Consider the following 20,148-nt stretch of genomic DNA (forward strand, 5'->3'; position numbering starts at 1 on the left):
CGCCCTCGATGTCCTTCTGCAGGCCGAGGCGCTCGACGATCCACTGCTCGAAGCCGACCGCGGCCTGGGTCCAGTTCGCGGCGGTGGTGACGAAGTAGTCCAGGTTGACGCCGGTGCCGACGATCATCTGGGCCTCACCGATCAGCCGGACGACGCCGTCCTCGTGGGTGTGGGTGTAGACCTTGGGCCAGAGGGTCTCGCGGTTCCACTCGTCGATCAGGTCGAGGATCTCGCCCTTCTCCTCCAGCGGGTACGCGCGGTCGTAGAAGGCGCGCACCGCGAAGAGCTCCTTCTGCTCGCCGCGGAACATGTAGTAGACGCGGAAGCCCTCCCAGGGGGCGGTGAGGTCGCCCTCCTCGTCCACGACGTGCTTCAGCTGCATCTGGTCGAGCAGCTGGGCGACCAGGCTCTGGTCCGGGACGATGATCGGCGGCGGGCCGGCCGGCCGCCCGCCCTGGCCGCCGGGCTGGCCGCCCTGGGGGGCGCCGAACGACGGGATGGACGACGGGTCGATGCTCATGGGGGTCCTCTTCCTCAGTGCACGTGGTGGCCGGCAATGAGAGGCCGCCCTTCCACCTCCCATCCTGCCTCATTCGGGGCTCCGCTCACAGGGGCGCCAGGGGTTCGGCGATCTTCGTCCGTGTGCGCAGGGTGGCCGGATATGACTCAGGGTGTTCGGCTGGTGGGCCCTGGGCGGGGCTTGCGAGCGTGCGTGAGCCACGTCACGCGCCCGGCGGGCGGGTTCGCCTGCCGGGCCGCGCGGATGCGGTTAGCGTGCGACGGAACTCACCCCCCGGCGGGGTCCGTACCGCGCGGGGGACGTGAGGTGTCATGAGCTGAGGGGGAAACGGGGATGGAGCGTACGGTGACCGGGGAGGGCGCGTCGCTCGGGGCGCTGCTCCGGAACATCAGGCTGGACCGGGGGATGACGCAGGAGCAGTTGGGCGAGGCGTCCGGGCTGAGCGTGCGGTCGATACGCGACCTGGAGCGCGGGGTGTCCTGCCCGAGGGTCTCCACGCTGCGGCTGCTCAGCCAGACCTGGAGCCTGCCGGAGGCCCAGGGCGCCGAACTGCACCGGCTGGCGCGCATCTGGCGGGACCGCTCGCGGCGGTCGCGGCGGGGCGCGCCCGAGTAGCGCGGAACGCGCAAGCGGTACGGGCCGCTCCTCCGCGGGGGCGGGGGAGCGGCCCGTACCGGTCGCCGGGGCGGCCTACTTCTCCAGCGGGCCCCGGCCGCGGACGGTGAGGCGGTCGCCCTCCTCGTCCCGCTCGACCAGGACGGTGTCCCCGTCGTGCACCTGGCCGGACAGGATCGCCCGGGCCAGCTGGTCGCCGATCGCGGACTGCACCAGCCTGCGCAGCGGGCGGGCGCCGTACGCCGGGTCGTACCCGGTGAGGGCCAGCCAGTCGCGGGCGGCCTCGGAGACCTCCAGGGTGAGCCGCCGCTCGCGCAGCCGCTCGCCGAGGCGGGCCACCTGGAGGTCGACGATCCGGCTCAGCTCGGCGGTGCCCAGCGGGTCGAAGACCACGATGTCGTCCAGCCGGTTGAGGAACTCCGGCTTGAACGCGGCCCGGACGGAGTCCAGCACCAGCTGCTTCTTCCGGTCCTCCGGGGTGGCCGGGTCCACCAGGAACTGGCTGCCCAGGTTCGAGGTGAGGATCAGGATCGCGTTGCGGAAGTCCACCGTGCGGCCCTGGCCGTCGGTGAGCCGGCCGTCGTCCAGCACCTGGAGCAGCACGTCGAAGACCTCCGGGTGGGCCTTCTCCACCTCGTCCAGCAGCACCACGCTGTACGGGCGGCGGCGGACCGCCTCGGTGAGCTGGCCGCCCTCCTCGTAGCCGACGTACCCGGGCGGGGCGCCGACCAGGCGGGAGACCGAGTGCTTCTCGCCGTACTCGCTCATGTCGATCCGGACCATCGCCCGCTCGTCGTCGAACAGGAAGTCGGCCAGGGCCTTGGCGAGTTCGGTCTTGCCGACGCCGGTCGGGCCGAGGAAGAGGAAGGAACCGGTCGGGCGGTCCGGGTCGGCGATGCCGGAGCGGGTGCGGCGCACCGCGTCCGACACGGCCTGCACGGCCTCTGTCTGACCGATCAGCCTCCTGCCCAACTCCTCCTCCATGCGCAGGAGTTTGGCGCTCTCGCCCTCCAGCAGGCGCCCGGCCGGGATGCCCGTCCAGGAGGCGACCACGTCGGCCACGTCGTCCGGGCCGACCTCCTCCTTGACCATCGAGGCGGAGGAATCCTGGTCGGCGGCGCGCTCCTGGGCGTCGGTGAGCTCCTTCTCGGCGGCCGGGATCTCGGCGTACATCAGCTTGGACGCACGCTCGAAGTCGCCGTCGCGCTGGGCCCGTTCGAGCGCGCCGTGCAGGTCGTCCAGCCGCTCCTTGAGTTCGCCGACCCGGTTGAGGCTCTTCTTCTCCTGCTCCCAGCGTGCCGTCAGCACGCTCAACTGCTCGTTGCGGTCGGCGAGATCGCGCCGCAGCCGGGCCAGCCGGTCGACCGAGGCCGGGTCCGACTCCTTTTCCAGGGCCAGCTCCTCCATCCGCAACCGGTCGACGGCGCGCTGGAGTTCGTCGATCTCGACCGGGGAGGAGTCGATCTCCATCCGCAGCCGGGAGGCCGCCTCGTCGACCAGGTCGATCGCCTTGTCGGGCAGGAAGCGGGAGGTGATGTAGCGGTTGGACAGGGTGGCGGCGGCGACCAGCGCGGCGTCCGCGATCTGCACCTTGTGGTGCGCCTCGTACCGGCCCTTGAGACCGCGCAGGATGGCGATCGAGTCCTCCACGCTGGGCTCGCCGACCAGCACCTGCTGGAAGCGGCGCTCCAGCGCAGGGTCCTTCTCGATCCGCTCGCGGTACTCGTCCAGCGTGGTGGCGCCGACCATCCGCAGCTCGCCGCGGGCCAGCATCGGCTTGAGCATGTTGCCCGCGTCCATCGCGGAGTCGCCGCTGGCGCCCGCGCCGACCATGGTGTGCAGCTCGTCGATGAAGGTGACGACCTGGCCGTCGGAGTCCTTGATGTCGTTCAGGACGGCCTTGAGCCGCTCCTCGAACTCGCCGCGGTACTTGGCGCCGGCCACCATCGCGCCGAGGTCCAGCGCGACCAGCCGCTTGCCGCGCAGCGACTCCGGCACGTCGCCCGCCACGATGCGCTGGGCCAGGCCCTCGACCACGGCGGTCTTGCCGACGCCGGGCTCGCCGATCAGCACCGGGTTGTTCTTCGTCCGGCGGGAGAGCACCTGGACCACCCGGCGGATCTCGTGGTCGCGGCCGATCACCGGGTCGAGCTTGCCGTCCCGGGCGGCCTGGGTGAGGTCGGTGCCGTACTTCTCCAGGGCCTTGTAGGTGCCCTCGGGGTCCGGCGAGGTGACCTTGCCGCTGCCCCGGACGTCCTTGAAGGCCGCGAGCAGCGCCTTGGGCGTCGCGCCCTGCTGCACCAGCAGCTCGGCGACCGGCCCGCCCTCGGCGGCCAGGCCGACCATCAGGTGCTCGGTGGAGACGTACTGGTCGTCCAGGTCGTCCGCGCGCTTGCCGGCCTCGGTGAGCACGGCGATGGTGTCCCGGGCGAGCTGCGGGGCGGCGACGGTGGAGCCCATCGCGCTCGGCAGCGCGGCCAGCTGGCGGCGTGCCTCGGCGTCGACCCGGGCGGCGTTCGCCCCGACCGCCTCCAGCAGGGGCCGGGCGATGCCCTCGGGCTGCTCCAGCAGGGCGATCAGGATGTGCACCGGCTTGACGTCCGGGTTGCCGACCGAGCCCGCCTGCCGGATCGCGGCGGACAGGGCGTCCTGCGTCTTGGTGGTGAACTTGCTGGCGTCCACTGCTGGGGGATCCTCCCTCGTCGTCCTTCACTGCTGCTACGTACAGCATGCACTAAGTTGAGTCTATTCCGCTCAACCTTTTCTCTTTTCGGACGCGGGGCCCCGCCGCTGGGCCGCGGCGTCCCGCCGCTGGGCCGAGGTGCTCCGCCGCTGGGGGGAGGTGCCCCGCCGCTGCGGCGAGGCGTTCCGCCGGGTCAGCACCAGCAGCTCCCGGGCCGGCCCGCTCGGCCGCCGCCCGGCCGGCCACACCGCGCGCAGCGGCCGGCGCAGGTCCAGCTCCTCCGCCAGCGGCACCTCGACCAGCCGTCGGGTCGCCAGCTCCTCCACCACCGCCAGCTCGCTCAGGCAGACCGGCCCCGCCCCGGTCATCGCCGCCGCCTTCAGCGCGGTGGACGAGGCCAGCTCCAGCCGGGGCTGCGCCGCGCCCCCGTACGGCGCCAGCGCCATCTCCAGCACCTCCCGGGTGCCCGAGCCGGGCTCGCGCAGCACCAGCGGGGTGGCCGCCAGCTCGGCCCCGGTCAGCGGGGTGCGGCGGCGCGCCCACCGGTGGCCGGGCGCCACCACGACCACCAGCCGGTCCGCCGCCACCACCGCGCCGGCCAGCCCGGGCGGGGTGGACGGGCCCTCGACGAAGCCGAGGTCGGCCTCCCCGGCCAGCACGTGCCCGGCGACCTCCGTCGAGTTCGCCGTCCGCAGCGTCACCGCCGTCCCCGGACTGGCCTCGGAGAGCGCCAGCAGCCAGCCCGGCATCAGGTACTCGGCGACGGTCAGGCTGGCCACCACCCGCAGCTTGGCGTCCCGCCGCTCGCGCAGCGCGTCGATCCCGGCGTCCAGCGCCTGTGCCGCCTCCACCACCTGCCGGGCCCACTCGACCACCAGCCGGCCCGCCTCGGTCGGCCGGCTGCCCCGGGGCGAGCGGTCCAGCAGCGGGACGCCGATCTGCCGCTCCATGCCCTTGATCCGGGCGCTCGCGGTCGGCTGGCTGACGCCCAGCTCGGCCGCCGCCCGTCCGACGCTGCCCAGCCGGGCCACCGCGAGCAGCAGTTCCAGGGCGCCGAGTTCCGGGACGTGCGAGGAGAGGGCCATAGGTTCAGGCTATGCCCTCATAGAAGCCCCGGAGCTACCGGTGGACGGCCCGCCGGGCGACGGTGGACCCATGCTCACCTCGGCCGATGTCCACCCGCTCACCAGCCCCGCCTCCGCCGCCGGCTCCCGGATCGCGCGCCGCTCCGGGTTCTCCCGGCTCTCCCGGCTCTCCCGGATCGACCTCGCGCAGCTCGGCCCCAACTGGTACGCCGCCGTGATGGGCACCGCGATCATCGCCAACGGCGCCGCCGCCCTGCCGGTCCGGCCGCCCGGGCTGACCGGCTTCGGCGAGGCGATGTGGGCGCTCGGGCTGGCCGCCCTGCTGGTGCTGGCCGCGGCCCGGCTGGTCCACCTCACCCGGCACCGCGAGGCGGCCCGCGCCCAGCTGCTGGACAACCCGGCCACCGCCGTCTTCTACGGATGCCCGCCGATGGCGCTGCTGGCGGTCGGGTTCGGCACCCTGCTGGTCGGCTCGCGCGTCATCGGCACCGGCCCGGCCGTCGCCCTGGATGCCGCGCTGTGGGGCGTCGGCACCCTCTACGCGCTGGCCGTCGCCGGCGGCATCCCGTACCTGATGATCACCCGGCACCGGGTGTCCGCCCTGGAGGCCAACCCGACCTGGCTGCTGCCGGTGGTCGCCCCGCTGGTCGCCGCCGCGACCGGCCCGGCGCTGGTCCCCCACCTGCCCGCCGGCCTGCCGCAGCAGGCCCTGCTGTACGGCTGCTGGGCGCTGTTCGGGGTCGGCCTGCTGGCCACCCTGGTGCTGCTGCCCGTGGTGTTCACCGGGCTGTTCCACAGCAAGCTGCCCACCCTGGCGCTCACCCCCTCGCTGTTCCTGGTGCTCGGGCCGCTCGGCCAGTCCGTCACCGCGATCCACCAACTCGCCGACGCCGCCCGCCCGGTGCTGCCCGCGCTGGCACCCACGATGCTGCCGCTGGCGGAGCTGTACGGGATCGCGGTGACGGGCGTCGCGATGCTCTGGCTGGCCGTCGCGCTCACCGCCAACCTGCGCGCCCGCCGGGCCGGGATGCCGTTCGCGATGACCTGGTGGGCGTACACCTTCCCGGTCGGCACCTGCGTCACCGGCGTCTCCGCGCTCGCCCGGCACACCGGCTTCGGCGGCTTCACGGCCCTCGCCGTCGGGCTCTACCTGCTGCTGTGCACCGCCTGGGTGCTCGCGGCGGGCGGCACGGCGGCGGGGCTGGTGCGCGGGCGCCTGCTGGCACGCTGATCCGAGCGGAGGCCCGGACGGGGCTCGGGCGGGGCCCGGGCGTTGTCCGGCCGGGCGTTCGATCGGGGTGGCTCACCAGCTCGGGAGCATGCCGTTGTTGCAGGAACGCGCACCTGTGGCCTGACGGTGCACAGCCAACCAGCCGCACCGGCGCACGCCCCCAACTCCCCGCCCTGGCCTCGGCCTTTACCGGAATCCGGCCCGCCGACCGGGCCGCCACGCCCCCACCTCCGTGCAGATAGCTGCAATTGCGCGAACCTGCACTCGGACGGCACTTGTTCACCGGCCGTGACGCTGTGAGGGTGGAGGCACGCCAAGTCGTCCGGGCAACCGCAGCCCGATGGTGGCGACTTGCTCTTCAGGTCTGACCACGGGTGCAACGTCCCGCAGCCGTGGAACGGGGGGGAAGAGCACCGGCCCGAGTCCATGTGTGGTGATGGACGACCGGCCGGATCCGTCGAGGCGTTGCTGCTCCGCCTCGACGGAATCGCCTTGGCATTGGCGTGCTGATGGCGGCCCCCGGGCACCGGTGTGCGACGGCACCCGGGCCCGGGGGTCCGCCGTTCGACCGGTACCGTGAGCTCGCCCGGCACCGGCACCGCGGCTCGCGGGCACGGGGTGGGGCAGCACCAGGGGAGAGGCGTCCGGCAGGGAGAGTGCGACGTGACGGCGGAACCGGCGGCCGCACCGCACCATGCGGTACCCGCGGGCGAGGAACCCGACGAGGCAGCCCGCCAGCTCTACCTGGCGATCATCGCCGAGGGCGGCCGCATCCCCTGCAACGACATCGCCGAGGCCGACCGGGCCGCGCTCCGGCAACTCCTCGACATCGGCCTGGTGATGGCCAACCCGATGGACCACTGCTACACCGCCGTCAGCCCGCGCTCGGTCAGCGACCGCCTCGGCGCCGAACTCCGCAGCGAGGCGACCCGGCTGCTGGTCCGCGCGGAGAACCTCCCGGGCGCCCTGGACGGCCTCACCCGCGCCTACGACGCGATGCCCCGCCCCTCCCGAGGCTCCGGCGGCGCGGTCTACGTCGAGGGCCACGTCCACATCCGCCAGCGGATCTCCCAACTGGTCTCCGACTGCCGCGCCGAGGTCCTCACCGCCCAGCCCGGCCACCGGCCCGCCGAAACCCTGCAGATCGCCCTCGCCCAGGACGTCCAACTCCTCCAGCGCGGCTGCTCGCTGCGCACCATCTACCAGCCGGTCGCGTTCGCCGACCCGCCCGCGCTCGCCTACGCCGACGAGGTCACCCGGCACGGCTCCCAGATCCGCGTCCTCGACGAGCCCTTCCAGCGGCTGATCGTCTTCGACCGCCACGTCGCCGTGATCTCCGCCAACGACGACAACAGCACCGCCGCCTTCATCAGCGACCCGGCCGCGATCGCCTTCCTGATCAGCGCCTTCGAACGCGACTGGGCCCGTGCCGAAACCACCGAGGCCGCCACCGTCCTCGGCCAGGGCCCCGCCCGCACCATCCCCGACCGGGTCGGCCGCCTCCTCGCCCGCGGCCTCACCCAACGGGCCGTCGCCACCCGGCTGGGCCTGAGCGAACGCACCGTCGCCGCCCACATCTCCCGCCTGCGCGACCGCTACGGCGCCCAGACCCTCTTCCACCTCGGCTGGCAGCTCCGCGGAGAGCGCCATGACTGACACCGCCACCCTCCTCACCGCCGCCCTCCCGGACCCGGCCGCCCGCGCCCTCTACCTCGCCATCCTCCGCGAGGGCGGCCGCGTCCGCGCCGCCGAGGTCGGTGCGGAGGACACGGCCGCGCTGCGGCGGCTGGTGGAATTCGGTCCGGTGGTGCCGCAGTTGGTGGACAGCTCGTACGGCGCGGTCGATCCCCGGGGGGTCGCCGAACGGATCGGCACCGAGATCCGGAAGGCGGGCGCCCGACTGCTGGCAGAGGCCGATCAGGTCCCCGAGCTGATGCGGGAACTCGCCCACGCGTACGACGCCGCGCCGCAGCGGGAGCCCATCCGCAGCGGTACCCGGATCATCATCGGAAAGGCGGAAATCCGGCACGAACTGGAGCAGTTGACCCACACCTACCCGCACGAGAGCCTGACCGCCCAGCCCGGTGCGACACGCCCCGCCGACGTCCTGGCCGAATCCCTGGTCCGTACCCGCGGCTACCTCGAACGCGGAGGTGTCATGCGCTCCTTGGTCGAGCCCGCGGCCAAGCTCGACCCCACGACCGTACGGCTCGCCGCCGAGGTCGCCCGGTTCGGCTGCACCACCCGCGTCCTCGCCGCACCGTTCAAGCGCTTCCTGGTCTTCGACCGCAGCGTCGCGATCATCCCCGCCGCCTCGGACTACACCAGCGCCGCCGTGGTCGACGACCCGACGACGGTCGCCTTCGTGGTGGACACCGTCGAGACCTTCTGGCAACAGGCCGAAGGCGTCAACTGGGCGGCACTGTCAGCCGGTTCATTCGACACCCCGGTCCACGGGCAGATCATCCGGCTGCTCGCCCAGGGCCTCACCCAGCGGGCGATCGCCTCCCGCCTGGGCCTGAGCGAGCGCACCGTCGCCGGTCACATCGCCCGGCTGCGCGAACTCCACGACGCCGAGACGCTGTTCCAACTCGGTTGGCAGATGAGGGGAGCCCGCGATGCCTGACCTCGACCTGCCCGATGCCAACGCCCGTGAGCTCTACCGGGAGATCCTCAAGGAGGGCGGCCGAATCCGGATCAGCGACATCCGGCCCGAGGACGAGCCGACGGTCCGGATCCGCGTTCTCGATGCCCCGTTCAGCCGGATCCTGATCTTCGACCGCATCGTTTCCCTGATGCCGGCCGCTCCCGACAACACGGTGGCCGTGGTGGTCGAGGATCCCGCTGTGGTCGCCTACTTGGCGGGTGTCTTCGATCAGCACTGGCAGCAGGCCGAGGCCGTGGACTGGGCCGTGCTCGCGTCCGGTTCCGCTGGGCCCGCCGTTCACGAGCAGGTGGGCCGCCTGTTGGCCCGGGGGCTCACGCAGCGGGCGATCGCCTCCCGCATGGGGCTGAGCGAGCGGACGGTGGCCGGTCACATCGCCCGGCTGCGTGAGCTGTATGACGCGGAGACGCTGTTCCAACTGGGCTGGCAGATGCGGAGAGCCCGGACGGGGGGAGCCGGGTGAGGGAGCGCCGCTCAGCCGGTGGCGGCGCCGGTCGGCCAGTAGCCGGGAACCGAGGACTGCTGCTGGCGGGGGACGTTGAACCGGTCGTCGGGCGCGGTCCAGAAGCCCTCGCGGAGGGAGAGCGCCATGCCGGCCCAGTCCAGGGCGGTCTCCACCGTGTGGTTGAGGGCCTCCTGCGACCAGGTGTCGTCGAAGACCAGCGGCAGGACGGGGGCGACCTGCTCGATGGTGGCGATCAGCGGGTTGTGGGTGATGGCCTCGTCGACGAGCAGGACGATCGGCTTCCGCAGGGCCGACGCCCAGCCGAGTTCGAGGCTCACACCGGCCGAGAGCGGGGCTCCGACATAGGCGAACACCAGGTCCGCGGACTGCAGGGCACGGAAGTCGGACGGAACGCGGGGCTCCGGGGCCCGGCCGGCGACGGTCCAGGCGTCACTGTGGTGCGCGCTGTACACGGCGGCACCGCTGCGGAGCAGAGTGGTGCGGAGCGTCGTCAGCCGCGTCCGGCTGGCGAGGGTCACCACACTGTCGGCCGGGCCGGTCAGCCGCATCAGCGGCGCGGCCAGGAACACACGTGCACGCCGACCCTCAGGGGCCTGGCTGTCGTGGTGACGCAGGTAGGGCTCGGTCATGTCGACTCCGGGGAAAGGCCGACGGGGGGAGTGAGTGTCGGCGATGCGTTGGATGTGGGCTGCTCTGTGGACTGATGCCGCTGGTGGACGGTTTAGTATTTGACGGTACATTGGCAAAGTGTGGTGCTTTGCCGGACCATTGGGAGCGAACTGATCGTCCATCGCGGGGCGGCGCCGCGTCCAGGGTTGGCCTGTGTCATCTGGATGACTGGCAGGGAGATGACGCACGCTCCGCGGCTAGGGCCCGGGTGACAGTTCGCCTCTCGTGCGGCACTATGTGAGCCGTAATCCTGTGCGGGGGCGTCTAGCCGTGATTCCAAGGGAGGGGTGGAGGCGTGCGTAACATGCGCCGGTTTGTCCGTAAGGGAGTGCTTCTGCTGGCCGCTGCGGCTGCCGTGTTCGGTGCCACTTGTCTTGCGGATGCTCTCGACTCCCACGGGGCGGCCACCGTCGAAGCTGCTGTGGCCGTCGCGGACGATCTCGCCTGGACCTGATAGCGACCTTGCGGGGTTCAGCCGAGTGTTGGGACGTCTGAAGCGTCCGTCCGGCTTCGGTGAGGCCGTCGTTCAGTCGGCGTGCTCCTGCGCCTGCCGACCGAGAACGTATCCGAGCTGGAACAACGAGTCGACCTTGTAGTCGTCCCGCATCTCGGCTATGTGTCTTGCCAAGGTCCGCTCGCTTATTCCCAGGCGTCGCGCGATCACCCGGTGGTTGGTTCCTTCGAGCATCTGCTCAATGATCGTCCGGCGCAGCCGGGAAACCACCTGCTGTGGCACCGTGCGGTCGCCTTCGAATTCCAGTGCGCGGCTCCAGCAGCGCTCGAACACCTCCTCCACGAGGTAGTTGACGACAGCAGGGTCGTATATGAAGGCCGCGAGGCTCATGTCATCGGCAATCGGAATCACGGCTACGCGACGATCCATCACTATGAGTCGCGTATAAGGCTCATCGAGGGTCCGGTACTGGCCTCCGGCCCGGGCGAGCGTGGCCACGTAATCCCTGGTCGGCTGGTGATAGCGGGTACTTGCATGGTAGATCGTCCGCATTTTTGTGCCGCTGCGGAGCGTGTCCAGGTCCTGTTCGATCATGACCGAGAGAACGTCCGCCGGTCGAGGACCACCGGGCTGAAGTGCCAACGCTTCCTCCAGTCCGGAAGCCCTGTCCTGCTGCACTCGCTGATGAATAAGGGCCTTTCCTCGCACGTACTCGATTGATCCCCCCAACTGCTTCGGAGAATGGAACTCCTGGGCGAGTTCCTGCAGCTCGGAGGGGAGGGATACGGCACGTGACAGGAGATCCAGCGCTTGGCGTTGCCAGGAATTGCTGAGACTTGCCGAGAGTTGGGTCGGATCGGCGGCGATGAAGACATCCGGATCGTCGGTGTCCGGTACGAGAAGGCCAATCCTCACCAGCTCATCTCGTGCGGAATCATTCTGTCCGAGATTGGAACCCAACGGCAGATGGCTGTCTCCTCGGACGACGGCCAGATATAGCTCTCGCGCCCCGGCTGAGAGGACAGTCAAGCCAGCGGCAATGGGCTGCTCTCGTTCACTCATCTGCGGCTCCTTGCCGTTGACCCAAACCCGCTGGGACCCGTCCCATCAGATCGTAGGGTGCGTTTCCATTACTGACGATGAGATCGCTGGTCCCCTTTGAGTTAGGCCGATCGCCAGATCGACACTCTCTCACCACACGCCAGCCGCCGGCACCCCCCGAAGTGGAGGGGCCGGCGGCTGGTGGGGTGTTCCGGTCAGCGCTTGGGGCGCCAGACGACGAGGGCGCTGGACTGCGGGGTGGGCGGGCTGTACGGGACGAGGTCGCGGCGGTAGGAGGCGTGGACGGCGGCCTCGCGCTGCTGGAGGGCGGTGGCCGCGCCCTCCAGGGAGTCGACCAGTTCGCCGATGCGGGCCTGGAGGGCGGTGACCTGGTTCTCCAGCTCGATGATCCGCTTGATTCCGGCCAAGTTGATGCCCTCGTCCTGCGAGAGCCGCTGGACCTCGCGCAGCTGCTGGATGTCGCGGGCGGAGTAGCGGCGGCCGCGGCCGGCGGTGCGGTCGGGGCAGACCAGGCCGAGGCGGTCGTACTGGCGCAGGGTCTGCGGGTGCAGACCGGACAGCTCGGCGGCGACCGAGATGACGTACACCGGGGTGTCCTCGGTGAGCACGTACTGCGGCGGGGCCGAGGCGCGCCGGGTGCGGCGGGGGGCGTCGCCGGGCAGGCCTTCGCCGAGACCGGGGCCGATCGGACGGTCGGGGTCGACCGGGTTCATCGGGTTCATCGGGTTCGGGGACATCTGGTCGTCACGCTCCCTTCGCCGCCCGGAAGAGGGCGGCTCGCGGGTCGTCGGAGGCGGTGGCCTCGCGGTACTGCTCCAGGGCGTCCAGCGCGTCGCCGGTGACGTGCTGCGGCACCACGACCTCGACGGTGACGAGGAGGTCGCCGCGGGTGCCGTCCTTGCGGGTGGCGCCCTTGCCGCGGGCGCGCATGGTGAGGCCGTTGGCGCTGCCCGGGGGCAGCTTGAGCTTCACGGACGGGCCGTTCAGGGTGGGCACCTCGATGGTGCCGCCGAGGGCGGCCTCGGGGAAGGTGACCGGGACGGTGATGGTGAGGTTGTCGCCCTTGCGCCCGAAGACCGGGTGCGGGTCGACGTGCACGGTGACGTAGAGGTCGCCGGGCTGGCCGCCGCGCTCGCCCTGGGCGCCCTTGCCCTTGAGCCGGATCCGCTGGTCGGCCTGGACGCCGGCCGGGATGCGGACCTGCATGGTGCGGGACGAGCTGGCGCGGCCGCTGCCGTGGCAGTCGGTGCACGGGTCGTCGACGATCATGCCCCGGCCGCGGCAGTCCTTGCAGGGCTCGGAGAGCGCGAAGGCGCCCTGGCCGCGGCTGACGGTGCCGGCCCCGACGCAGGTCGGGCAGACCCGCGGGGTGGTGCCGGACTTGGCGCCGGTGCCGTTGCAGGTGCGGCAGGGGGCCTGGCTGGTCATCCGCAGCGGGACGGTCGCGCCGTCGACCGCCTCCTCGAAGGAGAGCGTCACCTCGGTCTCGACGTCGGCGCCGCGCCGGGGCTGGGCCTGCCGGGTGCCGCCGCGGTTGAAGAGGCCGCCGAAGACGTCGCCGATCCCGCCTCCGCCGCCCTGGCTGCCGCTGAAGAGGTCGCCGAAGTCGAAGCTGTAGCTGCCGGTGTTGGAACCGCCGGTGCGGAAGCCGCCGTTGGCGAAGAGGCTGCGGGCCTCGTCGTACTCCTTGCGGCGCTTCTCGTCGGAGAGGACGTCGTACGCCTCGGAGATGTCCTTGAAGCGCTCCTCGGCCTTGGCGTCGCCCTTGTTCGCGTCGGGGTGGAACTCGCGCGCCAGCTTGCGGTAAGTCTTCTTGATCTCGGTGGCGGTGGCGTCCTTGGGCACGCCGAGGACCTTGTAGTAGTCCTTCTCGACAAAGTCCTTGCCACTCATGGCTTCCGCCACCTCCCGATGTCCATCGTCGCTGCGCTGTCAACAGCGGCCGGAGGGCATGCCGTTGACAGCGCGCTGCGGAGCCGGCCGCTTGACTTGCCGGCATACGACTCCGCAGCGCACAGGGTGTCAGCTGTCACAGGTTGTCAGCTGTCCGAGCCACCGTCGGACTTGTCCGTGTCGGCGGACTTCGCCTCGGCGTCCGGGGAGGACGCCGTCTGGGTGCCCGGCTGGGGCTCGGCCACGGCCACCATCGCCGGGCGGATGATCCGCTCGCCGATGCGGTAGCCGGGCTGGAGGATCTGCACGCAGGTGTCCTCGGTGACGTCCGAGGAGTAGCTGTGCATCAGCGCCTCGTGCTGGGTCGGGTCGAAGGGCTCGCCCTCCTTGCCGAACTGCTGGAGGCCCAGCTTGGCGACGACCGTCTCCAGGGACTCGGCGACGGACTTGAAGCCGCCCGTCACCTCGCCGTGCTCGCGGGCGCGGCCGATGTCGTCCAGGACCGGGATCAGGGACTCCAGGATGTTGGAGACCGCGATCTCGCGGACGGTCAGCCGGTCGCGCTCGACCCGCTTGCGGTAGTTCTGGTACTCGGCCTGCAGTCGCTGCAGGTCGCCGGTGCGCTCGGCCAGTTCGCGCTTGGCGGTGGCGAGCTCGTCACCCTCCGGGGCGGCCTTGGCGGCACCCGCCGCCGCGGCCTCCTCGGCAGCCTTGACCACGGCCTCCTCGGCGGCGGAGTCGTCGCCGGGCTTGCCGCCCTGCGGCTTGTCCGTCATGCCGACGCACCGCCCTTGGGCTTCTCGTCGTCCACGATCTCGGCGTCGACGACGTCGTCGTCCTTGGCCTGGGTGGACTCGCCCGCCCCGGCGGCACCGGCGGTGGCACCGGCGGCGTCGGCGTTGGCGTAGAGCGCCTGGCCGAGCTTCTGCGCGGTGGTGGAGACCTTCTCCGAGGCCTCGCGGATCTTCGCGATGTCCTCGCCCTTCAGGGCCTCCTTGAGCTCGCCGATGGCGGTCTCGACCTCGGTCTTGACGTCGGCCGGGAGCTTGTCGCCGTTGTCGGCGATGAACTTCTCGGTCGAGTAGACGAGCTGCTCGGCGGAGTTGCGGGTCTCGACGGCCTCGCGGCGCTTGTGGTCGTCCTCGGCGTACTGCTCGGCCTCGCGGCGCATGCGGTCGACCTCGTCCTTCGGCAGCGAGGAGCCGCCGGTGACGGTCATCTTCTGCTCCTTGCCGGTGCCGAGGTCCTTGGCGGCGACGTGCATGATGCCGTTGGCGTCGATGTCGAAGGTGACCTCGATCTGCGGCAGGCCGCGCGGCGCCGGCGGCAGGCCGGTCAGCTCGAACATGCCGAGCTTCTTGTTGTACGCGGCGATCTCGCGCTCACCCTGGTAGACCTGGATCTGCACGGACGGCTGGTTGTCCTCGGCCGTGGTGAAGATCTCGGAACGCTTGGTCGGGATCGTGGTGTTGCGCTCGATGAGCTTGGTCATGATGCCGCCCTTGGTCTCGATGCCGAGGGACAGCGGGGTGACGTCCAGCAGGAGGACGTCCTTGACCTCGCCCTTGAGGACACCGGCCTGGAGCGAGGCGCCGATGGCGACGACCTCGTCCGGGTTGACGCCCTTGTTGGCGTCCTTGCCACCGGTCAGCTCGCGGACCAGCTCGGCGACGGCCGGCATGCGGGTCGAGCCACCGACCAGGACGACGTGGTCGATCTCGGAGAGCGAGATGCCGGCGTCCTTGATCACGTTGTGGAACGGGATCTTGCAGCGCTCGAGCAGGTCGGCGGTCAGCTGCTGGAACTGGGCGCGGGTGAGCTTCTCGTCCAGGTGCAGCGGGCCCTCGGCGGAGGCCGTGATGTACGGCAGGTTGATCGAGGTCTCGGAGGACGAGGACAGCTCGATCTTGGCCTTCTCGGCGGCCTCGCGCAGACGCTGCAGGGCCATCTTGTCCTTCGACAGGTCGACGCCGTGGCCGGCCTGGAAGGTCTTGACCAGGTGGTCGACGACCTTCTGGTCCCAGTCGTCGCCACCGAGGTGGTTGTCACCGTTGGTGGCCTTCACCTCGACGACCCCGTCGCCGATCTCCAGCAGGGAGACGTCGAAGGTGCCACCGCCGAGGTCGAAGACCAGGATGGTCTGGTCGTCCTTGTCCAGGCCGTACGCGAGGGCGGCCGCGGTCGGCTCGTTGACGATGCGCAGGACGTTGAGGCCCGCGATCTCACCGGCCTCCTTGGTGGCCTGGCGCTCGGAGTCCGAGAAGTACGCCGGGACGGTGATGACGGCGTCGGTGACGGTCTCGCCCAGGTACGCCTCGGCGTCCCGCTTCAGCTTCTGCAGCACGAAGGCCGAGATCTGCTGCGGGTTGAAGTCCTTGCCGTCCAGGTTGATCTTCCACCCGGTGCCCATGTGGCGCTTCACCGAACGGATGGTGCGGTCGACGTTGGTGACCGCCTGGCGCTTGGCCACCTCGCCGACCAGGACCTCGCCGTTCTTGGCGAAGGCGACGACGGACGGCGTGGTCCGCGCGCCCTCGGCGTTCGTGATGACGGTGGGCTCGCCACCCTCCAGAACGCTGACGACCGAGTTCGTCGTGCCGAGGTCGATGCCGACCGCGCGTGCCATCGTAGATACCTCCACGGAAGAGTTGAGCTTTACAGGCTCAAGGATGCATGACTCGACGGAGGGCGTCAACAGGTATGAGCGCGAGTCGCTCAACTTTACTGAGCCCTTATGTCGATCGGGTGCCGACCGCCGGTGGTGGCGAGGTGCGGCCACGTGGCGGCCACGTGACTGCGAAGTGCGTCCACGTGACTGCCGCCATAGCTTGGGAACCTTCTGGAGGACTGGTGGTGACCGGTATTGTCCGGGCCGTCGGCCCGGCAAGTTACCGACCAGTACACTCACTTCGAAGACCGTAGAACCGCAGATACTGCTCAACCGCAAGCCGCAGGAGACGGAGAGCGATGCAACTAGCAGCGATCGTCATCTCGCTGGTCACCTTCGTGATCGGCACCGCGCTCGCCCTCCGTGCGGCGTGGCACATCTTCAAGGTGGTGCTGACCGGCTCGCCGGACTCCACCCGTTTCGGGAAACCCGCCCAGCGGGTGAAGACCGTGGCGGTCGAGTTCGTCGGCCACACCAGGATGAACCGCTGGGGGATCGTGGGCATCGCCCACTGGTTCGTCGCGGTCGGCTTCTTCAGCCTGGTGCTGACCATCGTCAACGCCATGGGCCAGCTCTTCGACGCCGAGTGGGAACTGCCGATCATCGGCCACTGGATGATCTGGCAGCTGTTCGTCGAGCTGGTCGGCACCCTGACCACGCTGGGCATCGCGACCCTGATCGTGATCCGCCTGATGAGCCTGCCGTCCAGGTCGGGCCGCAAGTCCCGCTTCGCCGGCTCGATCGCCTGGCAGGCCTTCTACGTCGAGTACACGATCCTCGGCATCGGCCTGTGCATCCTGATGCTCCGCGCGCTCGAGGGCGCCCTGGCCGGCGTCGACTCGTACGGCCCGGAGCACCTGGTCTCGTACCCGATCGTCTCCGCGCTCAGCGGGCTGTCGCACGGCACGCTGGAGAACCTGGTCTACCTCTTCGCGATGCTGAAGATCTGCATCTCGTTCGCGTGGGCGATCACCATCGGCCTCAACCCCTCGATGGGCGTGGCCTGGCACCGCTTCCTCGGCTTCTTCAACATCTACTTCAAGCGCGAGGAGGACGGCGGCACCGCGCTCGGCGGGCTCCGTCCGATGACCAGCAACGGGCAGCCGATCGACTTCGAGGACCCGGCCGACGACGCCGTCTTCGGCGTCTCCCAGGTCGAGCACTTCTCCTGGAAGGGCATCCTCGACTTCTCCACCTGCACCGAGTGCGGCCGCTGCCAGTCGCAGTGCCCCGCCTGGAACACCGGCAAGCCGCTCTCGCCGAAGCTGCTGATCATGAGCCTGCGCGAGCACGCCTACGGCAAGGCGCCGTACCTGCTGGCCGGCGGCGGCAAGGACGCGGAGGGCGAGGAGAAGGCCACCGCCGAGCAGCTCAAGGACGTCCCGGCGGCCGCCCTGGCCGAGGCCGAGCGCCCGCTGATCGGCACCGCCGAGGAGAACGGCGTCATCGACCCGGACGTCCTGTGGTCCTGCACCACCTGCGGCGCCTGCGTCGAGCAGTGCCCGGTCGACATCGAGCACGTCGACCACATCGTCGACATGCGCCGCTACCAGGTGATGATCGAGAGCAACTTCCCGACCGAGGCCGGGACGATGCTCAAGAACCTGGAGAACAAGGGCAACCCGTGGGGCATGGCCACCAAGGCCCGCCTGGACTGGGTCAAGGAGCTCAAGAAGGAGACCGGCATCGAGGTGCCGGTGATCGGTGAGGACATCGACCCCGTCGAGGTCGAGTACCTCTACTGGGTCGGCTGCGCCGGCGCCCTGGAGGACCGCGCCAAGAAGACCACCAAGGCCTTCGCCGAGCTGCTGCACACCGCGGGCGTCAAGTTCGCGATCCTCGGCAAGGAGGAGACCTGCACCGGTGACTCCCCGCGCCGCCTGGGCAACGAGTTCCTCTTCCAGATGCTCGGCGCGCAGAACGTCGAGACGCTGAACGCCGCGCTGGAGGACGCCCCGACCAAGCGGATCGTCGCCACCTGCCCGCACTGCTTCAACACCCTCGCCAACGAGTACCCGCAGCTGGGCGGCCACTTCGAGGTCATCCACCACACCCAGCTGCTGCAGCACCTGATCGACGAGGGCAAGCTCGTCCCGGTCAACCCGGTCGAGGGCCTGATCACCTACCACGACCCCTGCTACCTGGGCCGCCACAACAAGGTCTACAGCCCGCCGCGCGAGATCATGGACAAGGTCCCCGGTCTGCGCCAGCAGGAGATGCACCGCCACAAGGAGCGCGGCTTCTGCTGCGGCGCCGGCGGCGCCCGGATGTGGATGGAGGAGCGCATCGGCAAGCGGATCAACACCGAGCGCGTGGACGAGGCGCTGTCGCTCAACCCGGACATCGTCTCCACCGCCTGCCCGTTCTGCCTGGTGATGCTCTCCGACTCGGTCAACGGCAAGAAGAACGAGGGCGCGGCCAAGGAGCACCTGAAGGTGGTCGACGTGGCCCAGCTGCTGCTCGACTCGGTCAAGGCGACCCCGCCGGCCGAGACCGAGGAGCCCGCGACGGTGGACGCGTAACGCCCGCTGTTCGACAGTTCTGCTACAACTGCCCGGTCCGGTGAGCGCCGTCGAAGCGCCCGCCGGGCCGGGTTTTCGGCGCTCCGCCCGACGCGGGGTGGGCCGGTGGGTGGACGGCGGATGACGCCAATCGCACAGCCTCCGGACGGGCATTCGGTCAGAAGGAAATACAGTAGGCGCCAGGCCGGCTGCGATCCGGTCGACCCGTTCCGCGGGTCCAGACCACCGACGGAGGTATCGGCCCGCCGGGCCGGGCCGCAGAGACACAAGGGGAACAGCGCAGACCATGACCGAGGCGATCATGCTGGTCGGTGGTAAGGGCACGCGACTGCGTCCGCTGACCACCCACACCCCCAAGCCGATGCTGCCGGTGGCAGGCGTCCCGTTCATCGCGCACCAGCTGGCCCGAGCTGCCGCCGCCGGGGTCACCCGCGTCGTGCTGGCCACCTCGTACCTGGCCGAGGTGTTCGAGGACCACTTCCAGGACGGGACCCCGTACGGCATCGAGCTGGTCTACCTGACCGAGCGCGAGCCGCTCGGCACCGGCGGGGCCATCCGCAACGCCGCCTCCGGCCTGACCTGCGGCCCCGACGAGCCGGTCCTGGTCTTCAACGGCGACATCCTCTCCGGCGTCGACATCGCGGCCCTGCGCGACGGCCACGTGGCCGCCGGAGCCGACGTCACCCTGCACCTCACCCGGGTGGAGGACCCGCGCGCCTTCGGCCTCGTCCCGACCGACGAGAACGGGCGGGTGCTGGAGTTCCTGGAGAAGCCGGAGACCCCGGAGCAGATCGTCACCGACCAGATCAACGCCGGCTGCTACGTCTTCACCCGCTCCGTGATCGACCGCATCCCGACCGGCCGGGAGGTGTCCGTCGAGCGCGAGACCTTCCCCGAGCTGCTGGCCACCGGCGCCCTGCTGCGCGGCGTCGTCGACACCTCGTACTGGCTGGACCTCGGCACCCCGGCCGCCTTCGTCCGCGGCTCGGCCGACCTGGTGCTCGGCAAGGTCGACTCCCCGGCCGTCCCCGGCGCGACCGGCGACGCCCTGCTGCTGCCCGGCGCCACCGTCCACCCGGGCGCGGTGCTCAGCGGCGGCACCGTGGTCTCCGAGGACGCGGTGGTCGAGGCCGGTGCGATCGTCGAGGGCAGCGTGATCCTGCCCGGCGCGGTGATCGGCCCGGACACCCTGGTCAAGGACTCGATCGTGGGCGCCTACGCCACCGTCGGCGACCGCTCGGCGCTGGACGGCGCGGTGATCGGCGACGGCGCGATCGTGGAGTCCGACAACGAGCTGCCCAGCGGCATCCGGATCGCCTGCGGCACCCTGCTGCCGGTCGGCGCCGTGCGCACCTCGGCCGGCCCGGGCGGCTGCCCGGCCGGCACCGCGGCGGCCGCGGCCGTACACGGACCGTCCGTCACCGCCCAGCGGTAACGACGCGGCCTGCGGGTTTTCGAACCCGTTCGTCTCAGGAGTGCTGCAAACCGGCCCCGGCTTCGTCCGGGGCCGACGCGCGTTGGGCCGGACGGGTACCTTCGGATCGTGGCTGGTAATCGATACGACAGCGGTCAGGGCGCCGACCGCCCGCGGGGCGGGTGGTCGGCGCCTCCGCCG

General features: G+C 70.9%; 15 protein-coding genes and 1 pseudogene. 7 read left to right on the forward strand and 9 right to left on the reverse strand.

What is annotated here, in order from left to right; genetic code table 11:
- On the reverse strand, positions 1 to 520 hold a 520-nt coding region (locus tag J0670_RS07215; RefSeq protein WP_207810550.1), incomplete at its 3' end, for a YbjN domain-containing protein.
- 333 nt (positions 521 to 853) lie between these two features.
- Between J0670_RS07215 and J0670_RS07220 the strand changes: the two genes are divergently transcribed.
- Positions 854 to 1,135: a helix-turn-helix domain-containing protein gene (locus tag J0670_RS07220; protein WP_207810551.1), complete on the forward strand. Its 282-nt coding sequence runs from the start codon at positions 854 to 856 to the stop codon at positions 1,133 to 1,135.
- A 75-nt stretch (positions 1,136 to 1,210) separates the two neighbouring features.
- Here J0670_RS07220 and clpB read toward each other — a convergent pair whose 3' ends face one another.
- Both clpB and J0670_RS07230 read right to left on the reverse strand, forming a co-directional pair.
- Positions 1,211 to 3,817: an ATP-dependent chaperone ClpB gene (gene clpB, locus J0670_RS07225; RefSeq protein WP_207810552.1), complete on the reverse strand. Its 2,607-nt coding sequence runs from the start codon at positions 3,815 to 3,817 to the stop codon at positions 1,211 to 1,213.
- 72 nt (positions 3,818 to 3,889) lie between these two features.
- On the reverse strand, positions 3,890 to 4,903 hold the full coding sequence (locus J0670_RS07230) for a LysR family transcriptional regulator (protein WP_207810553.1): 1,014 nt from the start codon (positions 4,901 to 4,903) through the stop codon (positions 3,890 to 3,892).
- A 70-nt stretch (positions 4,904 to 4,973) separates the two neighbouring features.
- Here J0670_RS07230 and J0670_RS07235 point away from each other — a divergent pair, with 70 nt between their 5' ends.
- From J0670_RS07235 to J0670_RS07250, 4 genes are all read left to right on the forward strand, one after another.
- Positions 4,974 to 6,134, forward strand: a complete 1,161-nt coding sequence (locus tag J0670_RS07235) for a TDT family transporter (protein WP_207810554.1) — start codon at positions 4,974 to 4,976, stop codon at positions 6,132 to 6,134.
- 663 nt (positions 6,135 to 6,797) lie between these two features.
- Positions 6,798 to 7,790, forward strand: a complete 993-nt coding sequence (locus J0670_RS07240; protein WP_207810555.1) for a winged helix-turn-helix transcriptional regulator — start codon at positions 6,798 to 6,800, stop codon at positions 7,788 to 7,790.
- Entirely contained in the window at positions 7,783 to 8,760 is a 978-nt protein-coding gene (locus tag J0670_RS07245) for a helix-turn-helix domain-containing protein (protein WP_207810556.1), read from the forward strand. Before J0670_RS07240 ends, J0670_RS07245 begins: the two co-directional genes overlap by 8 nt.
- Entirely contained in the window at positions 8,753 to 9,262 is a 510-nt protein-coding gene (locus J0670_RS07250; protein ID WP_207810557.1) for a LuxR C-terminal-related transcriptional regulator, read from the forward strand. The genes J0670_RS07245 and J0670_RS07250 overlap by 8 nt, the downstream gene beginning before the upstream one ends.
- Positions 9,263 to 9,273: 11 nt before the next feature.
- On the opposite strand, the gene J0670_RS07255 is transcribed toward J0670_RS07250, so the two are convergent.
- From J0670_RS07255 to dnaK, 6 genes are all read right to left on the reverse strand, one after another.
- Entirely contained in the window at positions 9,274 to 9,894 is a 621-nt protein-coding gene (locus J0670_RS07255) for a hypothetical protein (protein WP_207810558.1), read from the reverse strand.
- A gap of 566 nt (positions 9,895 to 10,460) precedes the next feature.
- The gene (locus J0670_RS07260) at positions 10,461 to 11,450 is read right to left on the reverse strand and encodes a helix-turn-helix domain-containing protein (RefSeq protein ID WP_207810559.1); all 990 of its coding nucleotides are present in this window, start codon (positions 11,448 to 11,450) and stop codon (positions 10,461 to 10,463) included.
- Positions 11,451 to 11,644: 194 nt separating this feature from the next.
- Positions 11,645 to 12,187, reverse strand: a complete 543-nt coding sequence (locus J0670_RS07265) for a heat shock protein transcriptional repressor HspR (protein WP_207810560.1) — start codon at positions 12,185 to 12,187, stop codon at positions 11,645 to 11,647.
- A gap of 7 nt (positions 12,188 to 12,194) precedes the next feature.
- Positions 12,195 to 13,343, reverse strand: coding sequence for a molecular chaperone DnaJ (gene dnaJ / locus J0670_RS07270; RefSeq protein WP_207810561.1), 1,149 nt, complete (start codon positions 13,341 to 13,343; stop codon positions 12,195 to 12,197).
- Between the two features lie 146 nt (positions 13,344 to 13,489).
- Positions 13,490 to 14,119, reverse strand: a complete 630-nt coding sequence (gene grpE / locus J0670_RS07275) for a nucleotide exchange factor GrpE (protein WP_207810562.1) — start codon at positions 14,117 to 14,119, stop codon at positions 13,490 to 13,492.
- Complete coding sequence (gene dnaK, locus J0670_RS07280; protein ID WP_207810563.1) at positions 14,116 to 15,969, reverse strand: molecular chaperone DnaK; 1,854 nt, start codon at positions 15,967 to 15,969, stop codon at positions 14,116 to 14,118. Before dnaK ends, grpE begins: the two co-directional genes overlap by 4 nt.
- A gap of 341 nt (positions 15,970 to 16,310) precedes the next feature.
- Between dnaK and J0670_RS07285 the strand changes: the two genes are divergently transcribed.
- Positions 16,311 to 18,533 (forward strand): (Fe-S)-binding protein, encoded by a 2,223-nt coding sequence (locus J0670_RS07285; protein ID WP_207810564.1) that lies wholly within the window; start codon positions 16,311 to 16,313, stop codon positions 18,531 to 18,533.
- A gap of 286 nt (positions 18,534 to 18,819) precedes the next feature.
- Positions 18,820 to 19,893, forward strand: a pseudogene (locus tag J0670_RS07290) (sugar phosphate nucleotidyltransferase); the annotation flags it as partial.
- Between the last annotated feature and the right edge of the window lie 255 nt (positions 19,894 to 20,148).

Source organism: Streptomyces sp. FH025 (assembly GCF_017427025.1).
In the GTDB taxonomy this organism is placed as follows: Bacteria; Actinomycetota; Actinomycetes; order Streptomycetales; family Streptomycetaceae; genus Kitasatospora.

Coding starts and splice junctions, on each gene's coding strand:
- J0670_RS07220 (WP_207810551.1), top strand. CDS start 854: ATGGAGCGTACGGTGACCGGGGAGGGCGCGTCGCTCGGGGCGCTGCTC.
- J0670_RS07230 (WP_207810553.1), bottom strand. CDS start 4,903: ATGGCCCTCTCCTCGCACGTCCCGGAACTCGGCGCCCTGGAACTGCTG.
- J0670_RS07235 (WP_207810554.1), top strand. CDS start 4,974: ATGCTCACCTCGGCCGATGTCCACCCGCTCACCAGCCCCGCCTCCGCC.
- J0670_RS07245 (WP_207810556.1), top strand. CDS start 7,783: ATGACTGACACCGCCACCCTCCTCACCGCCGCCCTCCCGGACCCGGCC.
- J0670_RS07250 (WP_207810557.1), top strand. CDS start 8,753: ATGCCTGACCTCGACCTGCCCGATGCCAACGCCCGTGAGCTCTACCGG.
- J0670_RS07255 (WP_207810558.1), bottom strand. CDS start 9,894: ATGACCGAGCCCTACCTGCGTCACCACGACAGCCAGGCCCCTGAGGGT.
- J0670_RS07260 (WP_207810559.1), bottom strand. CDS start 11,450: ATGAGTGAACGAGAGCAGCCCATTGCCGCTGGCTTGACTGTCCTCTCA.
- J0670_RS07265 (WP_207810560.1), bottom strand. CDS start 12,187: ATGTCCCCGAACCCGATGAACCCGATGAACCCGGTCGACCCCGACCGT.
- dnaJ (WP_207810561.1), bottom strand. CDS start 13,343: ATGAGTGGCAAGGACTTTGTCGAGAAGGACTACTACAAGGTCCTCGGC.
- grpE (WP_207810562.1), bottom strand. CDS start 14,119: ATGACGGACAAGCCGCAGGGCGGCAAGCCCGGCGACGACTCCGCCGCC.
- dnaK (WP_207810563.1), bottom strand. CDS start 15,969: ATGGCACGCGCGGTCGGCATCGACCTCGGCACGACGAACTCGGTCGTC.
- J0670_RS07285 (WP_207810564.1), top strand. CDS start 16,311: ATGCAACTAGCAGCGATCGTCATCTCGCTGGTCACCTTCGTGATCGGC.